The sequence below is a fragment of the Sphingobacterium sp. IITKGP-BTPF85 genome, assembly GCF_001006065.1.
In the GTDB taxonomy this organism is placed as follows: domain Bacteria; phylum Bacteroidota; class Bacteroidia; order Sphingobacteriales; family Sphingobacteriaceae; genus Sphingobacterium; species Sphingobacterium anhuiense.
Genome location: NZ_ASZT02000024.1, coordinates 23,559 through 45,488 on the forward strand (window position 1 = coordinate 23,559; position 21,930 = coordinate 45,488).

Below are 21,930 nucleotides of genomic sequence, written 5' to 3' on the forward strand. Positions count from 1 at the left end.
CCGTTATAAATTTTCCATATACCGAAGAGCGACCTATAATACTTGGCAGCTTCTGAACTCAAGTGCAATGAGTTTCAGCCAGAATATTTTTGTTACACAAACGTAGGTTCATCTCTTTAATTTTTAGGTGCAACAAACGAAGATCAGATGATTACCAGATTATGCTTTTTAACATTACTTGTACACTACTTGTTCAGTGCTTATACAGTGATTACTCAGTGTCGACTGTATCAATATTGTCTGATTACTGTCTAAAAATTGATTAAAAATTGTTATTAGTTATAATTTGGTATTAGGATGTCCCCGTTTTAATGTTTATCTTAATTATCTATAAACTAATCACGTAATTATGGCAATCATCAAAAATGGCGTTAATGGGACTGTTTCCGGAAAAGCAGGTTCTGTTGTATTTGTCTTAACGAAAACAGGAAATTATGTACGTTCTCTCCCTCGCGTTAAAAAGCGAGCACCTACACCTGAGCAACTGCTCAGTAGAACACGCTTCACAATTGTGAGGTCGCATATTAGTATTAGTATGACTTCTTTGAAAGCTATGGAAAGATGCAACGTTCTATAGATGGTTTAAATGCTGCTGGAGAATGGCATGTTTTACAGAAAATGTTACCTGATTTCCAGAATAAGAAAGTGCTTGATCTAGGTTGCGGATATGGATGGCACTGTATTTATGCTAAGCAAAAAGGGGCTAAAAATGTAATTGGAATTGACTTATCTCAAAAAATGATTGATAAAGCAAAAGAGCTTTCCAAAAACCTTGAAATTGAATATAAAAAAATGGCCATCGAGGATATTAATTTTGACCATGAAGAATTTGATGTCGTTATTAGTTCACTTGCATTCCATTACCTAAAAGATTTAAGCAGTGTTTTTATGAAAATAAATCAAATTCTTAAAAAAGGAGGAAGTTTTGTCTTTTCAATGGAGCACCCTGCTTTTACTTCAAGAGCTGAACAGGATTGGTTTAAGGATGAAAATGGAAATCGTCTGCATTGGCCGATGGACAATTATCAGGAAGAAGGTCAAAGAAACACTCGATTTCTTGGACACGAGGTAACTAAATACCATCGAAATTTAGAAACTATCATCAACACAGTTATTAAATCTAATTTTGATATTCAACAAATATCGGAATCCAAACCTTCAGAGGAAGTTTTAAAAATTTATCCGGAAATGAAAGACGAGATGAGAAGGCCAATATTTATTATAATTGCTGCCATAAAGAAATAATAATCGGATCGACATCATTCATAAAATTCTCATCATGAATTAATTATTTTAAAATAAATTTTGAAACAAAATAAAATCTACTAACTTTGTAGAGTATTCAGAATTGCACGTTGCAATACCAACCGAGTTACATAACCGCGGTGGTAAATTAATATGGGTTTCGACCAAAAATATCTGGATACAGTTTATGGTTTAATCCTTTAAATTTTTAAATTGTATGTCAACACCAAATCTTTATCAACATTTACTGGAAAAATTCAGTTATTATTCAATCAACGAACTGATACAGCTCAACAATGATACGGTATCGGAAAAAGGTTGGGGTTCTTCCAAATCTACATTCCGCACTGCGCTCATAAGTACTTTTTCTAAAAGAGGGCTAGATCTTTCCAACATCATTTCTAGAGAAGATGGTTTTACTTCCGTAAAGTATGTCGCAGTAAGATTAGAGGAAAATACGCTTATCCCGATTCTCCAATAAGAGCAAAGACAGCTTTAAAATTGCGTATTCACTCAGCGCTAAAAAGGTTAAATAGCCCTTCCTTTTTGAGCACTGAGTGAAGCTTTTTTTATCCAACTAATTCTATATAATTTTCAGTCACTAATATCAATGGTATGCTTTTTTTAATGCGTTAAGATAGTATTTTATAATTTCTCCAATTCCCTTCAATAGTTTAACACAAAGTGATATCGCGTCATTCTGAACAATTCCTTCACCTTGTTTTCTTTCTCCAATACTTTATTTAATATGTTAAATGATCTTAGATTTTGTATCTTGCCTGTTCATATTCGTATTCTTTATGAAAAAAAATCTTTAATAACGCTTTCCATTTTATTATGCGCTTCGGCATCAATAGCTCAGGAAAACAAAGAAACCAAAATGGTTCTTAATATGGAAAACACCACAAAAGCACCATTAGATCCGCAGACACTTTGGAAATTAGGCCGAGTTTCTGGAGAAGGAATTTCAACAGATGGAAAAACTTTAATATATGGTGTCTCTAATTATGCTATAGAAACAAACAGTTCGGAAAAAAACCTTTACACATTATCCCTAGAAACAGGTAACACAGCTCCTCTAACAAGTGAAAAGGGCGGCGAGTCTGTTGTACAGATTACAGAAAATGGCGATATCATTTACTTGTTCAAAGGGCAACTTTGGAAAAAGAATAGATATAAAGGTGAAGCTATACAATTGACACACAGCGAAACTGATCTAGAAAATGTAAAACTCTCTCCAAATGGTCAATATATTTTATTTAGCAAAGCAGTTTTAATCAAAAAATATCACAGTACCGACAAATATCCTGATTTACCAAAATCTGACGCTTATGTTTTTGACAATCTTGACTACCGTCATTGGGACACGTTCAATAATGGAAAATTCAATCATCCATTTGTAGCCAGCTATAACAACGGTAAGATTGGCGAAGCAATTGATTTATTGCAGGATGAGCCTTTCTATAGCCCTCAAATGCCATTTGGCGGTTCTGAAGATTTTGAATGGACACCAGATAGTAAAGCTGTGCTATATGTCAGTAAAAAAAGGTTTGGAACAGCGTATGCCGTGAGTACAAATACGGATATCTACCGCTATGATCTTACTTCTAAGCAAACAACAAATCTGACTGAGGGTATGAATGGCTATGATACCAACCCGACTTACAGTCCAGATGGAACTAAGTTAACTTGGCTAAGTATGAAAAAGATGGTTACGAAGCCGATAAAAATGATATCATTATTTTCGATAAAGCATCATCTCAGCGTTTAAATCTTACTGCACATTGGGACGGCACAGTAAACTCTTTCATATGGAGCAAGGACAATCGTAAGATTTATTTTGTGGCACCATCCAAAGGTACCGTACAAATTTTCGAACTGACTGTTCCTACTAATTTAAAAAACAAATCTTTAGCATCGATTAAACAAATCTCTGAAGGAAATTTTGATATCATAGGAATTGTGGGACAGGTAGCCAATCAGTTGATCGTAACATCAACAAAATTCACAAGAGCTACAGAGATTTACAAATATGACTTAGCGAATAAAACGTTAACGGCATTGACGACTGTCAATGATAAAATGTATGCTCATATCAGTGATAATAAAATTGAATCCAGAATTACAAAAGCTTCTGATGGCCAAGATCTTTTTTCTTGGGTAATTTATCCGCCAGATTTTGACCCAACAAAAAATACCCAACGATTTTATATTGCGAAGGTGGCCCTCAGTCTGCACTGACCCAGTTTTACTCATTCCGTTGGAATCTACAGCTTATCGCTTCTCAAGGTTATATTGTGATCGCTCCAAATCGTCGCGGGATGCCTGGCTGGGGAGTCAAATGGAATGAAGCAATATCCAAAGATTGGGGCGGACAGCTATACGGGATTATTTATCTGCCATTGATGATATTTCTAAAGAGAAATATGTAGATACAACACGTCGTGCTGCTATCGGTGCTAGTTATGGTGGTTATTCAGTATATATGCTAGCTGGAGTACATGAAATAGATTTAAAACATTAATTGCACATAACGGCTTATTCGATATGAGAAGTTGGTATGGTACGACAGAAGAATTGTTTTTCGCGAACCACGAACTAGGCGGTCCTTATTGGGATAAAGCAAATGTAAAATCATATACCGAATTCAACCCTTCTGAATATGTTGACAAGTGGAATACACCAATATTAATCTTTCAAGGAGGTCATGACTACCGCGTGCCGATTGGCCAGGGACTAGGCGCTTTTCAGGCTGCACAATTGAAGAAAATCAAAAGTAGATTAGTTTATTTACCCGACGAAAATCACTGGGTGCTATCAGGGCATAATGCTCAGGTATGGCAAAGAGAATTTTTCGGATGGCTGAAAGAAACCTTATAAATTAAAAAGGCTTGAAGTTTACCTTCAAGCCTTTTTAATTTTATTTCTCCTGCTCTCCCTTTTTACCAAAGATGGAAAGCTTAATGTATTTTCCCGGCTTCTCTTTAATATCTTTCATCAGGTGATCAAGGCTTTCTGAAGCATTATTCAAATTATCATAGAGCTTATTATCATTGATCAATAATCCAATTGAACCCTGCCCTTTGTTGATCTTATCTACGATTGTTTGGAAGTCTGTCATAGCCATATTAGCTTTATCCATAGTTTGTTGGAAATCTAATTTAGCTGCTTTATCTGTTACAGTATTCAAATTGGACATGATAGCTGTGATCTGACCGCTATTATTTTTAAATGTATTGGTAATAACTTCAAGATTAGAGATAATCGTGGTTAATCTTTTACGTTCCGAACCAACCAGACCTTCTACATCTTTCGTAATTAGCTCCACATTTTTTAAAGATGTTGAAATACTATGAACACTTTGCTTAAAGTCTTCTTGAAATTGATCGTCCAAAACAGAATTGACAACTGTTAGTACAGAATCTAATTTTATGGTGATGGTTTCAACTCTTTTCTGAATAGGCTCTACTTTGTCCATTATATTTGCCTGAATACCTGAAGCTAATGTTTCACCATCTTTAGCCATTTCTGTACTATTGCCCATATCAAATACAATTGCTTTTCCACCCAGGAGATCTGTACTTGCTATACGTGCAACGGTATTTTTCGGAACTTTGTATTCGGCTTTAATTTTAAATTCTGTGAGAATGCTTCCATCTGGTTGCAATGTCATCTTAGAAACACGGCCAATCTGATATCCGTTCACTAATACAGGCTTAGAGGCTGTAAGACCATCCACTGCCTGATAAGATGTATAATAGGTATTATCACTGCTAAATACATCATTACCTTTTAAAAAGCTATATCCTATAAATAATAATGTTACTGCTATTACAGCTAAAATTCCGACTTTAGTCTCGTTTGATATTTTCAAAATAATATTTCCTTAAGGTGTTTTTATTGAACTCAATTTATCATTTAAACAAGACAATGGCAAATAAGTTTATCTTTCTACGCTTTTTTTGAATGCGCTGATTGCTGAGACTAAGTTTTGTACGATCTCACTTTGTCCTTCATCCGATAGCATATAGTCTTCTTCTGCACGATTATTTACAAAACCAATTTCGGTCAAAACCGCTGGCATTCCTGCTTCTGCTAATACTGCCAATCCCTGTTCAAGAATCCCTCGGCTTACTCTTCCTGATTTAACATATTCTTGTTGCATCAGATTTGCTAATTTGACACTTTTCTCGCGGTATTGATTTTTCATCAAAGAGAAGATGATATAACTCTCTGGATCTTTTGGGTCAAATCCCTGATAATTTTCTTTATAATTCTCCTCTAATAATAGGGACGCATTTTCACGAATGGCAGCAGTCTGCTCACCTAAGCGATGTGAACCTGATACAATTGTTTCTGTACCTCTTGAGGATCTTCCTGGTGCAGAATTACAGTGAATCGATATAAAAATATCAGCCTTCGCAGCATTAGCCATTCGGATACGCTTATATAAATCAATAAACTCATCTGTTCTACGGGTAAACATTACGCGTACTCCAGGCAACTGTCTTTCGATTTCTTTACCTAATTTCAAAGCCACCTCTAAAGCTATATTTTTTCCAAAGAACGTGATCCTTTGGCTCCGGAATCCCTCCCACCGTGGCCGGCATCAATTACAATTGTTTTAATTTGATAATCCTGGGGTGGAGTAACATGCGCTTTAGAAATAGTATTGCTTGGAGGAGTAGCACTCGTCAAAACCATAAATAGAAAAATCGCTGGAGCTAAAAAAATATAAGTTTCCGCTTTCTAATATTCAAATCTAATTTCATGTATATTTTTTTTGATTTCTGTAATTTAATAACAAAATGTTATGAGTAATATTGTGGTACAAAAATAGGAAATGTTAATCTCGTTAAAAAACATCACTTTCTATTTGTTTTTGACTAATTTTGTCAAGCTTAGTTTAAATATTTTTACAAAAATAACATTTGTCTTTAATTTTGAAGTCGTTAACACACATTTTAACAATATTTCTTATTCTTTCGCTAAGTGTTTCTGCAACATTTTCGCAAGAAAAAACCCCCGTAAAAACAACGTCAAAGAGTCTAAAAGACTCTGTTTCGGTCAAAGGAACAACTGATTCCGTTCGTGTTAAACGAGATTCTACAATTATCGGCAAAGACAGTACCAAAAATAAGGGTGGATTGCAGGCGGAGGTCAGTATCATCGCCAGAGATTCACAACGTACGGAAGTCGATAAAAATATAAGTCACTTATATAGAGGTGCTAAAGTTAAGTATCAAGATTTTGAACTATCTGCCGATTATATTCGATTAGACCGAAATAAAAAACAAATATTTGCATCAGGTATTATCGACCATAATGGCAAGTATGTAGGGCGTCCTATTATAATGACTGGAGCTGAAAGTCCTAAAACGGTCGACTCCCTCCTATATGATTACGAAAAACAAGAGGGTAATACCTACGGAATCATGACTGATGTAGAAGGAGGTTATATCCAGGCAAAGGTAGTTCGTAAGAATATTTACGATGAAATGTCGCTGTATCATGGACTGTATAGTACCTGTAATCTTCCAGAACCACACACACACTTCGGGATTTTTCTCAGCAAAGGTATTGTGACTAAAAACCAAATTATCGCAGGTCCATCCTATCTCGTATTACAGAACATCCCTTTAAAATTTATCGGTTTCCCGTTTGCCTTTTTCCCTAAACCGGACAAAAGATCTTCAGGTTTTTTATTTCCGTCATTTGGAGAAGACTATACCCGTGGATTTGCCATGCGTGACATCGGTTGGTATCTAGCTTTCAATGATTATTGGGATAGTGAAGTTCGAGGAAGCTTATATTCGAAAGGATCATGGGAAGCATCGATCAATACAAGATATACGGTCAACTATAAATATAATGGTGGATTCAATATCCGTTATGCCTCAACCAAAGCCGGAGTTGAAGGAACAGATAATTATGGGACTAACAAAGATTTCAATGTTACTTGGAACCATACACAGCGTCAGGAAGCAAATCCGGGAACCTCTTTTTCAGCAAATGTGAATTTTGGAACGGGATCATATTTTAGAAATACAGGTGCAAACGGAACCAATACGTATAACGATATCACCAAAAATAACATGTCTTCCTCCATTAGTTATGGTCGTGTATTTGCTGACGGAAAAGTTAACTTTACCTCGAGTCTGAGCCATCGCCAGGACATGAGTACAGGCAATGTCTATTTGCAACTTCCTAATTTCAGTTTAAACGTTTCTTCTTTCAATCCTTTTGATTCTAAAGACCGTGTAAATGAACAAAAGTGGTACCAACGTATCAACGTAGGATATAGTCTACAGGGAACTAATACCTTAAATACTGGCGACTCAACCTTATTTTCAAAACAGACCTTAAAACAATTTACAAACGGTTTTCAACATAATATCCCGATCAGTTTATCCCTAAATGTTAGTCATTTCCAATTCAACACAAGTGTGAATTACACGGAAAGATGGTATTTACAGAGTACCCGTCAGCGAATGGAGAATACCAAAGAAGGTTATGTTGCGGCCAAAGATACAGTACAAGGATTTAAAAGGGCTTATGATTATTCTGTATCAACCGGAGTATCTACCAAAATCTATGGTATGTATCCAAAAATCGGTAAAATACAGGCTATAAGGCATGTCATCACCCCATCTGTCAATTTAAACTACAGACCTGATTTTTCTGATTCGAAATATGGCTTCTATAAAAATTATGTTGATCAATATGGTATGTTAAACCAGTACTCTATTTTTCAGGATAATGTGTACGGCTCACCTTCGGCAGGTAAATCTATGGGAATCGGTTTCTCTGTTGATAATAATATCGAAGCAAAAGTAAAGAGTAAATCGGATACCACAGATGGTGGGTTTAAAAAGATTCCGATCCTACAGGGTTTATCATTTAGTGGAAACTACAATTTTGTGGCCGATTCCATGAAATTATCACCCATCTCTTTCTCTGGAAGAACTGCCGTATTTGGTGAAAAAATTAACATTAACTTCAACGGAACATTAGATCCCTATGCAATTGATCAAGCAGGACAACGCTATAACAAATATATGTTCAGTGATGGTAAACTTGCACGTTTGACCAATTTCGGTCTTTCATTTGATTATAGTTTCAATCCAAAGGCCTCAAAAAACAGAAATAATAACATCGATTCTTTACGTAACCAAATGGGAGCCAATATGACTCCGGAACAGGCACAGGCTCTATCCCGCATCAGTGCCGACCCGAATGCGTTTGTGAATTTCAATATACCTTGGAACTTAGCCGGATCATTTAGTTTCCAATATTCTAAGCCAGGTCATGTTTCGACCATCACGAGCACGGTAAATATTCATGGTGATTTTAGTTTAACGCCGAAATGGAAAGTAACCTTTAACTCGGGCTACGATCTAAAAGCAAAAGAGATATCGTTGACACAGTTTAATATCTATAGAGACCTTCACTGTTGGGATATGGCAATTGGATGGACACCTTTTGGAAGATACCAAAGTTATAACATTACGATAAGAGCTAAATCTTCAATCCTGCAAGATTTAAAACTTTCGAAAAGGAATAGTTCAGGTGGCAGTTATTTTTAATAACTGCTTTTTTTTAACATTTTTAATTGACCTAAAAGATTCAACGTTGAAATTCGGTAGCTTTTGCTCGCAACACCAGTACGTTTCTTTTATTATATATCCATGAAAGCACAAATTATAACCATAGGAGATGAAATCCTGATCGGTCAAATTATTGATACCAATTCAGCCTGGATAGCGACTCAGCTTCAAAACAATAATATCTCCGTAACACAGATCCTTTCGATCTCGGACAAAGAGGAAGCCATCTTCAATGCATTATCCAATAGTCAGGATCAGACGGATGTTGTACTTATTACAGGGGGATTAGGTCCTACGAAAGATGATATAACCAAGCAAACTGCGGCGAAGTATTTTAATATTTTCCTGCAACGCGATGAAAAAGTCTTACAGCATGTAACGCAATTTTTTGAAGCTCGTGGAAAAGAAATGCTGGAAATCAACAGACAGCAAGCGGATGTGTTAAAAGGATGTACTATCCTGTTCAATCAATACGGTACTGCTCCGGGTATGCTCATAAAAAAAGGTGCTACCACCTATATCTTTATGCCTGGTGTTCCTTTTGAAATGAAACATCTCATGAACACACAAGTATTACCCATACTTTGTAAACAAGATAACACAACTTATCTGGCACAGGAAAATATTATCGTTGGAGGAATTGGTGAATCTTATCTCGCTGAAAAAATAGCGGATCTAGAATCTGAATTACCTGCACATATTAAACTCGCATACTTGCCCACCCTTGCCTTTGTTAGGTTACGGCTATCGGGAACTGGATCTCATAAAGACGACATTACAAAAGAAACAAAAGAATTCGCAAGTAAGCTGATCGACAGACTTGCTGATCATGTCATTGCAAATCATGACACCTCAATAGAAAAGTTTTTAATTCACAAATTTATTCGTCTCCAGTTAACGTTAACAACAGCAGAAAGCTGTACGGGAGGCAGTCTTGCCGCTATGATAACGGCAGTGCCTGGCTGTAGTACGATGTATGTGGGTGGTACCGTTCCTTATTCGAATAAGCTAAAGCAACAGCTTTGGATGTTAAAGAAGAAACACTGAGTCAATACGGAGCAGTAAGTGAACAGACTGTTATTGAAATGGCTCAAGGTGCTAAACATAAATTTGATACAAACTACGCGGTTGCAACCAGTGGAATTGCAGGGCCAACAGGAGGTACTCCAGAAAAGCCGGTAGGTACAGTTTGGATCGCAATTGCCGGTGAAAAAGAAACCATTGCCAGAAAGTTCCAATTTCAAAATGACAGAACAATAAATATCGAACGAACCAGACAATTAGCGCTTTTCATGCTTTGGCAATCACTTGTCAAAGAACATCAGATAGGCATTGATTTGTAAAATATTATTCCGCAAAAATTGATTTATCAAAAATTATATTTTACTTTGTAAAATATAAACCTTAAAATAACTAACTTAGTATTTAAAAGGATTGCAGTTGAATTATTATGGCATTATATAAATTATTACTTCCTAAAATGGGGGAAAGTGTATCTGAAGCTACTGTAACAAAATGGTTAAAACAACCAGGTGATACCATTAGTGAAGATGAAGCAATTTTAGAAATAGCAACTGATAAAGTCGATTCGGATGTACCTTCTCCAGTAAAAGGAATATTAAAAGAACAACTTTTTTCAATTGATCAAGTTGCACAAGTAGGTGATATAATTGCCATTATTGAGATCGAAGGTGACCAAGATGGAATAGAATCTCCAACAGTAGATACACAATCAGCATTAGAGAAAAATCAAGACAAAATAGAAGTTACTCCGACTACGATTCAGATTGAAGATAAAAAATAGAAATACCAGGATTAAATCAGATTCAACCTGCTATTGAAAATCATCAGTCCAGCATTCATAATGGAATTAGATTCTATTCTCCTTTAGTCAAAAATATAGCTTCTCATGAAGGCTTAAGTCAACAAGAGTTAGATCAGGTTGTTGGAACAGGTTCTGAGGGACGTGTAACCAAAGAAGATATTTTAAAATATGTAACACGCAAAAGAGAGCAGACTGGCACTGATTATACTAGCACACGTGCAACTCAACCAGTAGCAACTGTTGTTCCCGAGAAAAAAGAACAGTATGCTGCAACTCCAGTTGAAACTGCTCATACTATAAATTCAGGCGGGGATGAAATCATCGAGATGGACCGTATGCGCAAGATCATCGCAGATCATATGGTGAAAAGTGTACAGACTTCACCACATGTATGTTCTTTTGTGGAAGCAGATGTTACTAATTTGGTCAACTGGCGCAATAAGGCGAAAGAGGTGTATAAAAAGAGAGATGGCGAAAATATCACCTTCACTCCTATTTTTATTGAAGCAATCGCTAAAGCGCTAAAAGACTTCCCTATGGTTAATATTTCTGTTGATGGGAATCATATTATCAAAAAGAAAAATATCAATATTGGAATGGCCGCCGCACTTCCAAATGGTAATCTAATTGTTCCTGTAATCAAAAATGCAGATCAATTAAGCTTAGTGGGACTTAGCAAATCTGTCAATGATCTGGCTAATCGCTCACGTGCTAACAAGTTAAAACCTGATGATACCCAAGGTGGGACATTTACCTTTACTAATATTGGTGCTTTTGGAAATATCATGGGTACCCCCATTATCAATCAGCCTCAAGCAGCTATTCTGGCCGTTGGTACTATTAAAAAGAAACCTGCTGTTATTGAAACAGAACATGGTGATCTAATTGGTATCAGACAGATGATGTATCTTTCGCTATCTTATGATCACCGTGTCATAGATGGAGCATTGGGAGGAACATTTTTGAAAAGAGTGGCCGATTATTTAGAGAACTGGGATATTAATCGCGAAATCTAACGTTTTATAGCATAACAAAAAGGCTTCTTTTAAATTAAAAGAAGCCTTTTTGTTATGCTAAGCATTCAAATGTTTATGAATTACAATACGGTAACGCCAGTATAATAAAACAGACGATGTGAGCAAGCCCAAAGTTAAACCATACCAGATTCCTTCTACGCCCATTCCTAAATGAACTCCCATAAAATATCCACTTGGCAATCCGATGATCCAATAGGCAATAAAAGTGATTAATGTCGGGATATTGACATCCCCCATACCTCTTAATATGCCTAAACCTACAACCTGAGTTCCATCAAAAAGCTGAAATAATCCAGCTATAATCAACAAGTGAGCTGCAATAGTAACGACTGCCATGTCCTGCGTAAAAATAAAAGGAAGGTAGTTATTAAAGATAGCAAAAAGTGAAGCCGTCAGTATCATAAATACTAAAACCAATTGATAAGAGGAAACTGCAAAACGCTGTAAACGAAAGAAGTTTTTGTTACCAAAGCTATTCCCTGTTTTAATAGTTGCAGCCGCCGCAATTCCACTTGCCATCATATAAGTCATAGCAGCTAATTGAATAGCAACCTGATGTGAAGCTTGCTCAACAGCACCAATAGTACCAGCAATCAATGAGGCCCCTGCAAATGCGCCGATTTCAAAGACATATTGCATGGCAACAGGTGCTCCTATTTTTAAGATTTTTCGAACCCGGATAAGATCAACAGCCCATAGTTTAAATTTACTGATATAAGGCTGAAAATAAGAAGATTTCATAACATAGAACAACATGACGACCATCATCATAATACGGTCGATCAACGTACTGTATCCTACCCCACTGACTCCCATAGGTTTGATACCAAACATTCCTTTAACAAAAATAACGGCCAAGATAATGTTCAGAACATTGCCCCATATAGTAATATTCATGGCTTGTTTAGTAAAACCTAAACCTTCAGCAAATTGCTTAAATGCACTGAAAATCATCAAAGGAAAAATAGATAAACTCAGAATAAGTAAATAAGGTTTCGCCTCTTTTACCACCGCAGGATCTTGGTCTAGATGATCAATAGCCAACATAGAACCAAAATATACGAGGCAAAATAAGAGTATCCCTGCTATGGCATTCATCCAAATACTATTCGAAAGCAACTTGGCACATTCTTCTTTATTACCACGTCCATTTTCCTGAGCAATTAATGGGGTAATTCCGTAAGCAATACCCAAACCAATAACCATAACGACCATAAAGACCGCATTGACCAATGATACCGCAGCCAAAGGAACTGTACCTGCAAAATGCCCTACAATGACACTGTCTGCCATATGTACCATGGTATGACCAAGTTGGGAGATCACAACTGGTCCTGCCAGTATAAAAGTGCTCCAATAATAAGGCTTGTAAGATTTTAATCGCTTCAACATATTTTCCCGCTACTTAATTTGAAAAGATTCCAAAAGTACGAGATTTTTCCCAATCCTACATTTCTTATCTATCAATAAATCATAATGAAAATGTCAAATTAGCACACTAAATTTTTACAATTGAAATGTTAATATTTCCTTAAACACTATTTCATTTTTAAAATATTGCTGTAACTTAGCATTTATAATTTATTAAAACGATAGTAAAATGTACAGTCAAATATTTGCATTTCTTAACATAGGAACATCAGAAATGATGTTGATTCTGGTCATCGCTCTTTTATTATTTGGGGGTAAAAAACTTCCTGAATTGGCAAGAGGTCTAGGGCGTGGGATCAGAGAGTTTAAAGATGCTTCAGAAGGTATCAAAAGAGAAATTTCCGATCAAATTAATAATTTCGAAAAAGACATTGATTTAAAAATAGAGGAAAATCCTTTGGCAGAAGCTCAAGCAGCAGAACAAAAAGTAAAAGAAGAAGCTGAAGCTGAAAACAAAGAAGAATCCGAAAAGAAGACGCCTCAGTTTACACCACCTGAAGGGACTATGCAGTATAGCCGTCAGCCTGAATATGGTGAAGAGCCAAACCATTTTCAATATGGTTACAACGATCATTTTGCAGATAACGGACAAACAGCGGCAACTGAGGATAATACAACTGAATCTGTTGAAAAAACAGCAGTTGATCCAGCTAAAAAAGCAGAAGAGCCTTCTAAAGAAGCATAAGTTTAAGCCTATTATTTTCAATAAGATATCGTCAAATAAAGCTGTTGGATTATTTCCAGCAGCTTTCTATTTTAATAAATATTACATTCCCTATTTATGACACACGAAATTATAGTTTCGAAGGAATTAGCGATTAGCGAAAAACAAGTACAAACAACAATCGGATTATTAGATGAAGGTGCTACTGTACCCTTTATCTCACGTTATAGAAAAGAGATGACGGGCAGTCTAGATGAAGTACAAATTACGACCATCCGTGACCGTATTCAGCAATTACGTGACTTAGATAAAAGAAGGGAAGCCATCTTAAAATCCATCTCAGATCAAGGAAAATTAACTCCAGAACTAGCGTTAAAAATCCAGAATGTAGAGACGATGGCAAATCTAGAAGACATTTACCTTCCCTATAAGCCTAAGCGTAAAACACGTGCAAGTATGGCCAGAGAAAAGGGACTGCAACCGCTTGCTGACCTGCTATTAGCGCAGGAACGTACAGATTTCACCGATTTAGCGGCATCACTTATTGATGAAGAAAAAGGTGTCAACTCGATCGAGGAGGCACTATCAGGTGCCCGCGATATTATTGCAGAGACTATTGCTGAAAATGCTGAAGTAAGAGATAAAGCGCGTAAAATTTTTGTGGACAAAGGTCAATTTGTATCTCGAGTAGTTCCAGGAAAAGAAGAAGCTGCATTAAAATATAAAGATTATTACGAATGGTCAGAATCATTAAAAAATGCACCTTCACATCGTGTCTTGGCCATGCGACGTGGTGAGAAAGAGGAACTTCTTTATTTGGATATCGAAGTTGCTGAAGAAGAAGTTATTCCTGCAATTGACCACATTTATATCAAAGCGAATAATGAAGCAGCTGCGCAAGTTCGCTTAGCCTTAACAGATAGCTTTAAGAGACTATTAAAACCTTCTATGGAAACTGAAATTCGAGTTTTGACACGTCAGAAAGCGGATGAAGAAGCTATCAAAGTATTTGCAGATAATGTACGTCAACTACTTTTGGCGGCCCCATTAGGACAGAAAAGAATTTTAGCAATCGATCCTGGATTTAGAACGGGCTGTAAAACTGTCGTGTTGGATCAGCAAGGTGCTTTACTAGAAAATACTGCTATATTTCCACATAGTGGTGCCGGAGGTCTGGCAGAAGCAACGCGGACTATACCTTACTTGGTAAAAAATATGATATCGAAGCCATTGCTATCGGCAATGGTACAGCAGGTCGGGAAACAGAAGATTTCATCCGTAAACTGAATCTAGATCAAGTTACTATTGTGATGGTTAATGAAAGTGGCGCTTCTATTTATTCTGCATCAGAAACTGCACGAGATGAATTCCCGGATCAGGATATTACGGTGCGTGGCGCTGTCTCTATTGGTCGCAGGTTGATGGATCCGTTAGCAGAGTTAGTGAAAATCGATCCAAAATCGATCGGTGTAGGACAATATCAACATGACGTTGATCAAAACAAATTACAGAGCTCACTAGACGATACAGTTATGAGCTGTGTGAATAATGTAGGTGTTGAATTAAATACCGCATCAAAACAAATTCTAGCTTACGTATCTGGTTTAGGTCCTGCTTTGGCACAATCAATCATCAATTACAGAAAAGAAAACGGACCTTTCAAATCACGTCGTGAATTGAAGAAGTACCTAGGTTGGGAGATAAAGCTTTTGAACAGGCCGCCGGATTTTTACGAATTCGCAATGCTGAAAATCCTTTAGATTCATCAGCAGTACATCCTGAACGCTATAAATTAGTCGAGCAAATGGCTAAAGATCTTAAAACAAGTGTTCAGGAGCTGTTGAATAATGCCGAACTAAGGAAAACAATACCACTAAAAAATTATATTTCAGATGAAGTTGGTCTTCCGACACTGAATGATATTATCGCCGAATTGGCAAAACCAGGACTGGATCCACGTGAAAAATTCGAAGCTTTCGCTTTTACTGATGGTGTAAATGCAGTATCGGATTTAAGGGTAGGAATGAAATTACCGGGTATCATCACTAATATTACCAATTTTGGTGCTTTCGTTGATATTGGCGTTCACCAAGATGGACTGGTACATTTGAGCAACTGTCGAACCGTTTTATTTCTGATCCGCACGAAGTAGTAAAAGTACAACAACATGTAGAGGTTACAGTAACCGAAATTGATGAGAAAAGAAATCGTATCGGCCTTTCTATGAAAACAAATGACGCAACCTCATCACCAAAACAGAAGCGTGAGCCAAAAAGTCACAACAAAGAGCGAAAAGAAAAAGAACCTGAGACTGATATGGCTTCAAAATTAGCCGCATTAGCAAGCAGATTTAAATAACATAAAAGGGTGATTTTAATAAAATCACCCTTTTATGTTGACATTATTCGCTATTTTAGAAGCATGTTAACATTTGAAAAATTTTCATCTTCCACCGTATTGGCAGTTCCACCGTCTGAACTTTCTATATGGCTCGAATCACTTTGGTGGGATAAAAAAGGTGATTGGCAAAAAGCCCATGATTTAATCGATCATCTACAAGATTCAAAATCGGCACATGTGCATGCTTACCTACACCGCAAAGAAAAAGATCTTTGGAATGCACGCTACTGGTATAACCGAGCTAAGAAATCTGAATTTATAGGCTCACTTGACGACGAATGGGAACAATTGGTTCGCATTCATTTATTTTAACAAAAAAAAGGTTATCTCAAATAAGCACGATGAAACTTTTATAATTAAAGTCATGACTTACTCAAGATAACCCATTTATTAATTAGCTAATTAAAACTAGTAACCCGGGTTTGAATCAACTTGGTATTTCTATTCATTTCATCTCGGTGAATGGATATGAAATACATTTTATCCAACCAATTTCTATTTTCTATCCCAGGTGCAATTGTATTCACTTTATAAGAGTAGCTATAATTGTCTGTATTATATTGGTAAAGACTCACAAGCTTACCCGCTTTTAAAGTCCCAAAAATATTAATTAAAGTAACTTGTCTCCCTATCGTTTCCTTGGCATTCATCCAACGGCGTGTATCAAAGAAGCGGTGTTCCTCATAAGCCAATTCAACACGTCTTTCATTACGGTACCGATCTTTTAATTTTTGTCCAGATTCATCGTTATCAATTGCAGGCATTCCGGATCTGAACCGAATTTTATTGAGCCATGTACGTGCTTCAGCATCCTCTCCCAATTCAAGACAAGCTTCTGCATAATTCAGTACGGCCTCAGTATAACGAAGTACTGGCCACGGCACACGTTGTCTGGTATTTTGATCAACAATCGCAGGATCCGCATCAACAAACTTACGCATATAATATCCCGTATAACTACCATTCCAATCTTCAACCGGAGAATTACGCGTATCTAACCCATACTGGATGACTTTCGCTCCCTTATCATTGATTACCTCATATTGACCTGTTTGGATTTGATTCGCAGGATCTCTCTTCTTAACATCATCTGTTCTTGGTTTCCAAGTAGCACCGTCATATAATATAGAAGCTCCAAGGCGAGGATCACGATTGGTATATATGTTTGCTGCGTGAACAGAATTATTCCAATTAAATTTTTCACCGGACAAAGTTTCATAATCATCAACCAGCAATTGCGTAGGACTATTCCCTGCCCAGTTATGATAGCCATTAGGTCCATTGTTACGCCCTACATAAGCACCACCTTCATCTTTCAAGTCATTAAAGAATCTTCCTAAAATTAAATCCCGTTTTGCATCAGCATCGGCAATTTTTGAATTCCCTCCCATCGCTAACGCGATATAATTTGCTCTCCCTTCTAAAGGAGAAACCGGTTCTGATAAGTTTAGTTTATATGCCAGTTCAGATTTATCCAGCACCGCCTTTGCTGCTGCTTTAGCTTTTGTCCATCTCTCTGTACGATTTCCAGATACATAACCTAGCAGTTCTGGGTTAGCATATGCTGATATAGTTGAAGATTTGGTCTTTGCCGTTGGTACATCATGCAAATCGGAAGCCGCATAAAGTAACACACGAGCTTTTAGAGCTAAAGCTGCAGCCTCATTGGTACGACCATCTACTTTTGCCACCCCACTCAATAAAGTAACTGCCTGTTCGCAATCTTTAACAATGAAATTGACGCACTCTTCATACGTATTTCGAGCAGCAGTATAATCCGTATCTTCAAGCGTATAAATCTTGGTAATCAATGGAATTGCACCATAGAAACGCAAAAGTTGCTGATAGTAATAGGCTCTTAAGAAATAAGCCTCTCCCAACATCTGTTTCGCTAGCGCTTCATTATTGAATTTTGGCGTAATAAGATTTTCGATCGCAATATTAGTCGCGCGGATACGCTTGTACATATTCCCATACTCATATGAATCAACAATCCAGCCTGATCCGCTGGATTGGACCTACTCTCCGTAATGGTATTGATTCCTCTACCCGGATGGGTAAACATGGACTCGTCTGTTAACGAAGCTAACATCTGTTCATTAAAACCTCCCTGTCCAAATCCATTATATAGATCATTTACAAATGCTTGAGCGAGTCCTGCATCAGTCCATACAAGCTCTTTTGGAACCTCTGCCAATGGTTTGGTATTGACAAAATCATCATTACAGCTGGCAAATAATCCTGTAAATAATAATGCAGAAATCGGTATATAAAATAATTTTATTGTTTTCATAATGATAGCGAATTAAAAAGATAAAAGTATCCCGGTGTTGATTAATCGAGCTTGAGGATAGTAATGTCCTAAAGTATTAGTCGATTCAGGATCATACATTTTCAATTTGGACCAAGTAACTAAGTTCATACCGCTCGCATAAACTCTAAAACTTGAAATACCTAAGCGTTCCACAAGTTTCGCACTTAGATTATATCCTATTTCCACATTTTTTAGACGCAGGTAATTGTTTGAATGCAACCAATAGGTATTGTCTTTGGAATAATACTGATCCGAACGATCGGTGATACGCGGATGTTCAGAACTAGGATTATCGATCGTCCATCTATTTTCGTAAAATTCATGTAAGTAATTACCAATTGCACCAGATTCATCTGTCGCTATCCGAACTTCTCCACCCATAGCCCCTTGAAATAAGATGGATAGATCAAAATTCTTATACCGTAATCCCAGATTCAAACCACCTTGAAAAGTTGGATTAGTATTCTTATTTGTCCGCACACGATCATCCGGCGTAATCTTTCCGTCTCCATCATAATCTTTATACTTCATATCACCAGGTCTTAGATTATTCGTAATTGCCGAATAATCCAAGGTATTAGAGTTGATCTCTTCCTGACTTTTAAATACACCATCATATTGATAATACAACCCGGAATTGATCACTCTACCAGTTGTCTGCTGCCAAGATGGTGCTCCAGCAGCTTCATCCCAGAATACAATTTTATTTTTAGCATACCCGCCATTGATGGAAGCACTATATCCCCAATCGCCTTTCTGATCGCGATAACCTAAATTAAACTCCCATCCTTTGTTATCAACTTTGCCGATGTTCTCAGCAGGTAGCGTCATACCCGTACTTTGAGGAATAGATGCATTACGTCTCCATAGGATTGAGTTTCTTCTATTTTTAAAAACATCAAACTCAAAGTTAATCTTGCCCCCCAAAAGCTGCGCATCAATACCTAAATTATAGTTATTAGCAACCTCCCAAGTAATGAAATTATTTGGGACACGGCTTTCGTATAGAGTTTTAATCATTTCATCGCCAAGAATATAAGATCCAAATTTATACGTTGAAAAATATTGATATTCTTGAAGAATATTATCATATTCAACATTATCATTACCCATCTGACCGTAAGAAGCACGAACTTTAAAATAATTGACAACTTTGATATTATCTTTCCAAAACTTTTCTTCTGATGCTACCCATCCCAACATTGCGCCAGGAAAAAATCCGTAACGCGTTTTCTGAGGGAACATATAAGAACCATCATAACGCCATAGCAACTCAGCAATGTATTTCGATTTATAATTGTAATTTACCCTTCCGAAATAATTCAATCTTGCTCGCTGCCATGCACTACCATCATTATTCTTCTCAGCATCACCACCAGCAAATAAATAATCAATATTATCTGACAAGAAATAACGTCGATAAGCTGAAAAGTTATCATTTTGGATTGTTTCTCTGTTTACCCCAGCTAGTATATTGAACGTGTGATCACCAATGACCTTATCATAAGTCAGCACACCGCCCAGCAATATATTCAACTGATCTTCATCAGATTGGTTTAACCGTGGATCTGCCGGACCTCTTTTGCCCGGTACCAATTGTGGAGTTACTCCATCAGCTTCATAAGCTCCCTGCCAAGTATACAGGTACCACGGCGTCTCCCAACGTTTAATTTTCTTAATGTATTTATCGACAGCTGCATTACCAGAAAACTTCAAACCTTCTATCCAAGGAATTGTGATATCAATCTGTCCATTGGTTTGAAAATAATATCTTTTATCGCGTTCATAACCTGTTTCGTTAGTCGTGATCACCACCGGATTTTCACCATTTTCAATGTCAGGTCCAGGCATTCCATTTGGCCAATAAGCAGGTTGTGTAGGGTTACCTCGCATCAACATTCTAAAGATGGTACCGCTCCTTTGGTTGGGAAATTTCTATTTTCTTGACGCCCCAAAACTCCAAATTTGGTTGTGATGTATTTACTTATCTTGGCATCCAAGTTAATTCTTAAGTCATATTGCTTATATCCGGTTGCAGATTTTTATAGTAGGCATCTTGATTCTGATATCCAATTGAAGTTAGATATTTCACCGCATCATTTCCTCCGGTAATCTGGACATTATGCTTCTCTTGAGGAGACCAATTCTTTAAGGTTTCCCCATACCAATCTGTATTAGGATGTCCCCAGGGATCGCTGCCATCTTTAAATAATTGAACATCTTCTGGTGTAAAAGGAGCGGAAACGGTTGTACTGTTTGGACGGATAAAAGTACCGGTCGTTTTGAAGGCATTTTGTGCCGCTGCCCACTCTGCTACCGGTAATTTATAAATCTCGAGTTCGTTTCGCAATTCGGAATATTCAACGGCATCTGTCAGTTTTGGAATGACCGTCGGTTGTGAAAATCCCTTATTAAAATTATACGATAATTTAGGTTTTCCGTTTGTTCCCCTTTTTGTCGTTACCAAAATAACTCCATTTGCCGCTCTGGCACCATAAATGGCTGCAGAGGCATCTTTTAAAACTGAAATATTATCAATATCTGCCGGATTTAATCGTTCAAAACCACCTTGGCGCGCGGGAATTCCATCAATAACAATTAGTGGACTCGAATTTCCTAAGGTATTGGTTCCGCGGATACTTATAGTTGACCCATCATAGCCGGGTTCTGCAGATCCATTCGTCGCAATTACCCCCGGCACCCGGCCTGCTAAAGCATTGGAAACATTGAGAGCTGGTGATTTTGATAGTTCAGAACCTTTTACAGCGACTACAGATCCTGTAACAGTTTCCTTCTTTTGCACCCCATAACCAACGACAACCACTTCTTCTAGGTTGGCGCTGGAACTAATGAGACTCACCATAATGCTGGTTCTTCCTTTAACTTCTTCATCTGTAGAAGTCATTCCGATCATTCGAAAATTCAACTTTCCGTCACTTGGAACATTTGTCAAAACGTACTCCCCTTTTTGATTTGTCTTGGTAGCGATATTTGTCCCTACAACAGATACAGTGACACCCTCAATTGGTGAACCATCATCTGTATTAGTGACAATGCCACTAACTGAAATCTTTTCTTGAGCCGAACTCATAAAAGTTAAACTCTTTGGATTTGCAAGCACTGGTGATTGGCAGATTGTAGATAAAGAGACGATAGCTCCCATCCAAAAGGCTTTCTTCCATTGCTGTTGACCTAAATTAAGATTGCTCATAATTTTTTAGTTTGGTTTAAAATAGTTGATGTTAATTAAATTAGGTAAACAGACTGTTTCTATTGGAAGTATACCAATAGTCTATTAAACAAGACCGTTATTTAATTTAATCGGTTTAAATTGGTAATGTATACAAAACACTAAGGCTGTATTATGTACACCAACTAAGTTATATCAAATTAAAGTTGTCTAAAAA

At 37.0% G+C, this 21,930-nt stretch carries 17 protein-coding genes, 4 pseudogenes and 1 riboswitch; of the genes and pseudogenes, 13 read left to right on the plus strand and 8 right to left on the minus strand.

What is annotated here, in order from left to right; translation table 11 throughout:
* Positions 1-349: 349 nt before the first annotated feature.
* The 7 genes and pseudogenes from L950_RS07015 (at position 350) to L950_RS35125 (ending at position 4,125) form a co-directional block, all read left to right on the plus strand.
* A complete protein-coding gene (locus L950_RS07015; RefSeq protein WP_021189621.1) occupies positions 350-577 on the plus strand; it encodes a hypothetical protein in 228 nt (75 codons plus the stop codon).
* Positions 562-1,245, plus strand: coding sequence for a class I SAM-dependent methyltransferase (locus tag L950_RS07020; RefSeq protein WP_021189622.1), 684 nt, complete (start codon positions 562-564; stop codon positions 1,243-1,245). The genes L950_RS07015 and L950_RS07020 overlap by 16 nt, the downstream gene beginning before the upstream one ends.
* 88 nt (positions 1,246-1,333) lie before the next feature.
* Positions 1,334-1,427, plus strand: a riboswitch (SAM-I-IV-variant riboswitch).
* A gap of 35 nt (positions 1,428-1,462) precedes the next feature.
* Positions 1,463-1,726, plus strand: a complete 264-nt coding sequence (locus L950_RS07025; protein ID WP_021189623.1) for a hypothetical protein — start codon at positions 1,463-1,465, stop codon at positions 1,724-1,726.
* A 411-nt stretch (positions 1,727-2,137) separates the two neighbouring features.
* Positions 2,138-3,016 carry a hypothetical protein gene (locus L950_RS32290; protein ID WP_231576945.1) on the plus strand — a complete coding sequence of 293 codons (879 nt, stop codon included), beginning with the start codon at positions 2,138-2,140 and terminating at the stop codon, positions 3,014-3,016.
* On the plus strand, positions 2,935-3,486 hold the full coding sequence (locus tag L950_RS32295) for a hypothetical protein (RefSeq protein ID WP_231576946.1): 552 nt from the start codon (positions 2,935-2,937) through the stop codon (positions 3,484-3,486). Before L950_RS32290 ends, L950_RS32295 begins: the two co-directional genes overlap by 82 nt.
* A gap of 56 nt (positions 3,487-3,542) precedes the next feature.
* Positions 3,543-3,769, plus strand: a pseudogene (locus L950_RS35120) (prolyl oligopeptidase family serine peptidase).
* Between the two features lie 23 nt (positions 3,770-3,792).
* Entirely contained in the window at positions 3,793-4,125 is a 333-nt protein-coding gene (locus L950_RS35125; RefSeq protein ID WP_021189626.1) for an alpha/beta hydrolase family protein, read from the plus strand.
* A 40-nt stretch (positions 4,126-4,165) separates the two neighbouring features.
* Here the strand turns inward: L950_RS35125 and L950_RS07035 are convergent, their stop codons facing one another.
* From L950_RS07035 to L950_RS36330, 3 genes are all read right to left on the minus strand, one after another.
* Positions 4,166-5,119 carry an MlaD family protein gene (locus L950_RS07035; protein WP_021189627.1) on the minus strand — a complete coding sequence of 318 codons (954 nt, stop codon included), beginning with the start codon at positions 5,117-5,119 and terminating at the stop codon, positions 4,166-4,168.
* Between the two features lie 69 nt (positions 5,120-5,188).
* Positions 5,189-5,785 carry an N-acetylmuramoyl-L-alanine amidase gene (locus L950_RS07040; protein ID WP_316930563.1) on the minus strand — a complete coding sequence of 199 codons (597 nt, stop codon included), beginning with the start codon at positions 5,783-5,785 and terminating at the stop codon, positions 5,189-5,191.
* Positions 5,786-5,793: 8 nt separating this feature from the next.
* Positions 5,794-5,949, minus strand: a complete 156-nt coding sequence (locus L950_RS36330) for a hypothetical protein (RefSeq protein WP_316930564.1) — start codon at positions 5,947-5,949, stop codon at positions 5,794-5,796.
* 239 nt (positions 5,950-6,188) lie between these two features.
* On the opposite strand from L950_RS36330, the gene L950_RS07045 reads away from it, so the two are divergent.
* From L950_RS07045 to L950_RS07055, 3 genes and pseudogenes are all read left to right on the plus strand, one after another.
* Entirely contained in the window at positions 6,189-8,831 is a 2,643-nt protein-coding gene (locus tag L950_RS07045) for a putative LPS assembly protein LptD (protein WP_021189628.1), read from the plus strand.
* 102 nt (positions 8,832-8,933) lie between these two features.
* Positions 8,934-10,195, plus strand: a pseudogene (locus tag L950_RS07050) (competence/damage-inducible protein A).
* A gap of 107 nt (positions 10,196-10,302) precedes the next feature.
* Positions 10,303-11,693 (plus strand): annotated as a pseudogene (locus L950_RS07055) (dihydrolipoamide acetyltransferase family protein).
* 57 nt (positions 11,694-11,750) lie between these two features.
* On the opposite strand, the gene L950_RS07060 reads toward L950_RS07055, so the two are convergent.
* The gene (locus L950_RS07060; RefSeq protein WP_021189631.1) at positions 11,751-13,106 is read right to left on the minus strand and encodes an MATE family efflux transporter; all 1,356 of its coding nucleotides are present in this window, start codon (positions 13,104-13,106) and stop codon (positions 11,751-11,753) included.
* 208 nt (positions 13,107-13,314) lie between these two features.
* Here L950_RS07060 and L950_RS27640 point away from each other — a divergent pair, with 208 nt between their 5' ends.
* The 3 genes and pseudogenes from L950_RS27640 (at position 13,315) to L950_RS07075 (ending at position 16,521) form a co-directional block, all read left to right on the plus strand.
* Positions 13,315-13,830 carry a twin-arginine translocase TatA/TatE family subunit gene (locus L950_RS27640; RefSeq protein WP_021189632.1) on the plus strand — a complete coding sequence of 172 codons (516 nt, stop codon included), beginning with the start codon at positions 13,315-13,317 and terminating at the stop codon, positions 13,828-13,830.
* 96 nt (positions 13,831-13,926) lie between these two features.
* Positions 13,927-16,167 (plus strand): annotated as a pseudogene (locus L950_RS07070) (Tex family protein).
* 63 nt (positions 16,168-16,230) lie between these two features.
* On the plus strand, positions 16,231-16,521 hold the full coding sequence (locus L950_RS07075; RefSeq protein WP_021189637.1) for a hypothetical protein: 291 nt from the start codon (positions 16,231-16,233) through the stop codon (positions 16,519-16,521).
* A gap of 86 nt (positions 16,522-16,607) precedes the next feature.
* Here L950_RS07075 and L950_RS07080 read toward each other — a convergent pair whose 3' ends face one another.
* From L950_RS07080 to L950_RS29675, 4 genes are all read right to left on the minus strand, one after another.
* On the minus strand, positions 16,608-18,176 hold the full coding sequence (locus tag L950_RS07080; RefSeq protein WP_197086297.1) for a RagB/SusD family nutrient uptake outer membrane protein: 1,569 nt from the start codon (positions 18,174-18,176) through the stop codon (positions 16,608-16,610).
* Positions 18,101-18,502 (minus strand): hypothetical protein, encoded by a 402-nt coding sequence (locus tag L950_RS29665; protein ID WP_197086298.1) that lies wholly within the window; start codon positions 18,500-18,502, stop codon positions 18,101-18,103. The genes L950_RS07080 and L950_RS29665 overlap by 76 nt, the downstream gene beginning before the upstream one ends.
* Before the next feature lie 12 nt (positions 18,503-18,514).
* Complete coding sequence (locus L950_RS29670) at positions 18,515-20,422, minus strand: SusC/RagA family TonB-linked outer membrane protein (protein ID WP_197086299.1); 1,908 nt, start codon at positions 20,420-20,422, stop codon at positions 18,515-18,517.
* A gap of 109 nt (positions 20,423-20,531) precedes the next feature.
* Positions 20,532-21,734: a TonB-dependent receptor plug domain-containing protein gene (locus L950_RS29675; RefSeq protein WP_197086300.1), complete on the minus strand. Its 1,203-nt coding sequence runs from the start codon at positions 21,732-21,734 to the stop codon at positions 20,532-20,534.
* Positions 21,735-21,930 lie beyond the last annotated feature (196 nt).

Bases quoted from the DNA above. Each gene is read 5' to 3' on its own strand.
- L950_RS07015 (WP_021189621.1), top strand. From the start codon at position 350: ATGGCAATCATCAAAAATGGCGTTAATGGGACTGTTTCCGGAAAAGCA.
- L950_RS07020 (WP_021189622.1), top strand. From the start codon at position 562: ATGCAACGTTCTATAGATGGTTTAAATGCTGCTGGAGAATGGCATGTT.
- L950_RS07025 (WP_021189623.1), top strand. From the start codon at position 1,463: ATGTCAACACCAAATCTTTATCAACATTTACTGGAAAAATTCAGTTAT.
- L950_RS32290 (WP_231576945.1), top strand. From the start codon at position 2,138: ATGGAAAACACCACAAAAGCACCATTAGATCCGCAGACACTTTGGAAA.
- L950_RS35125 (WP_021189626.1), top strand. From the start codon at position 3,793: ATGAGAAGTTGGTATGGTACGACAGAAGAATTGTTTTTCGCGAACCAC.
- L950_RS36330 (WP_316930564.1), bottom strand. From the start codon at position 5,949: ATGGTTTTGACGAGTGCTACTCCTCCAAGCAATACTATTTCTAAAGCG.
- L950_RS07060 (WP_021189631.1), bottom strand. From the start codon at position 13,106: ATGTTGAAGCGATTAAAATCTTACAAGCCTTATTATTGGAGCACTTTT.
- L950_RS27640 (WP_021189632.1), top strand. From the start codon at position 13,315: ATGTACAGTCAAATATTTGCATTTCTTAACATAGGAACATCAGAAATG.
- L950_RS07075 (WP_021189637.1), top strand. From the start codon at position 16,231: ATGTTAACATTTGAAAAATTTTCATCTTCCACCGTATTGGCAGTTCCA.
- L950_RS07080 (WP_197086297.1), bottom strand. From the start codon at position 18,176: ATGTACAAGCGTATCCGCGCGACTAATATTGCGATCGAAAATCTTATT.
- L950_RS29665 (WP_197086298.1), bottom strand. From the start codon at position 18,502: ATGAAAACAATAAAATTATTTTATATACCGATTTCTGCATTATTATTT.
- L950_RS29670 (WP_197086299.1), bottom strand. From the start codon at position 20,422: ATGTTGATGCGAGGTAACCCTACACAACCTGCTTATTGGCCAAATGGA.
- L950_RS29675 (WP_197086300.1), bottom strand. From the start codon at position 21,734: ATGAGCAATCTTAATTTAGGTCAACAGCAATGGAAGAAAGCCTTTTGG.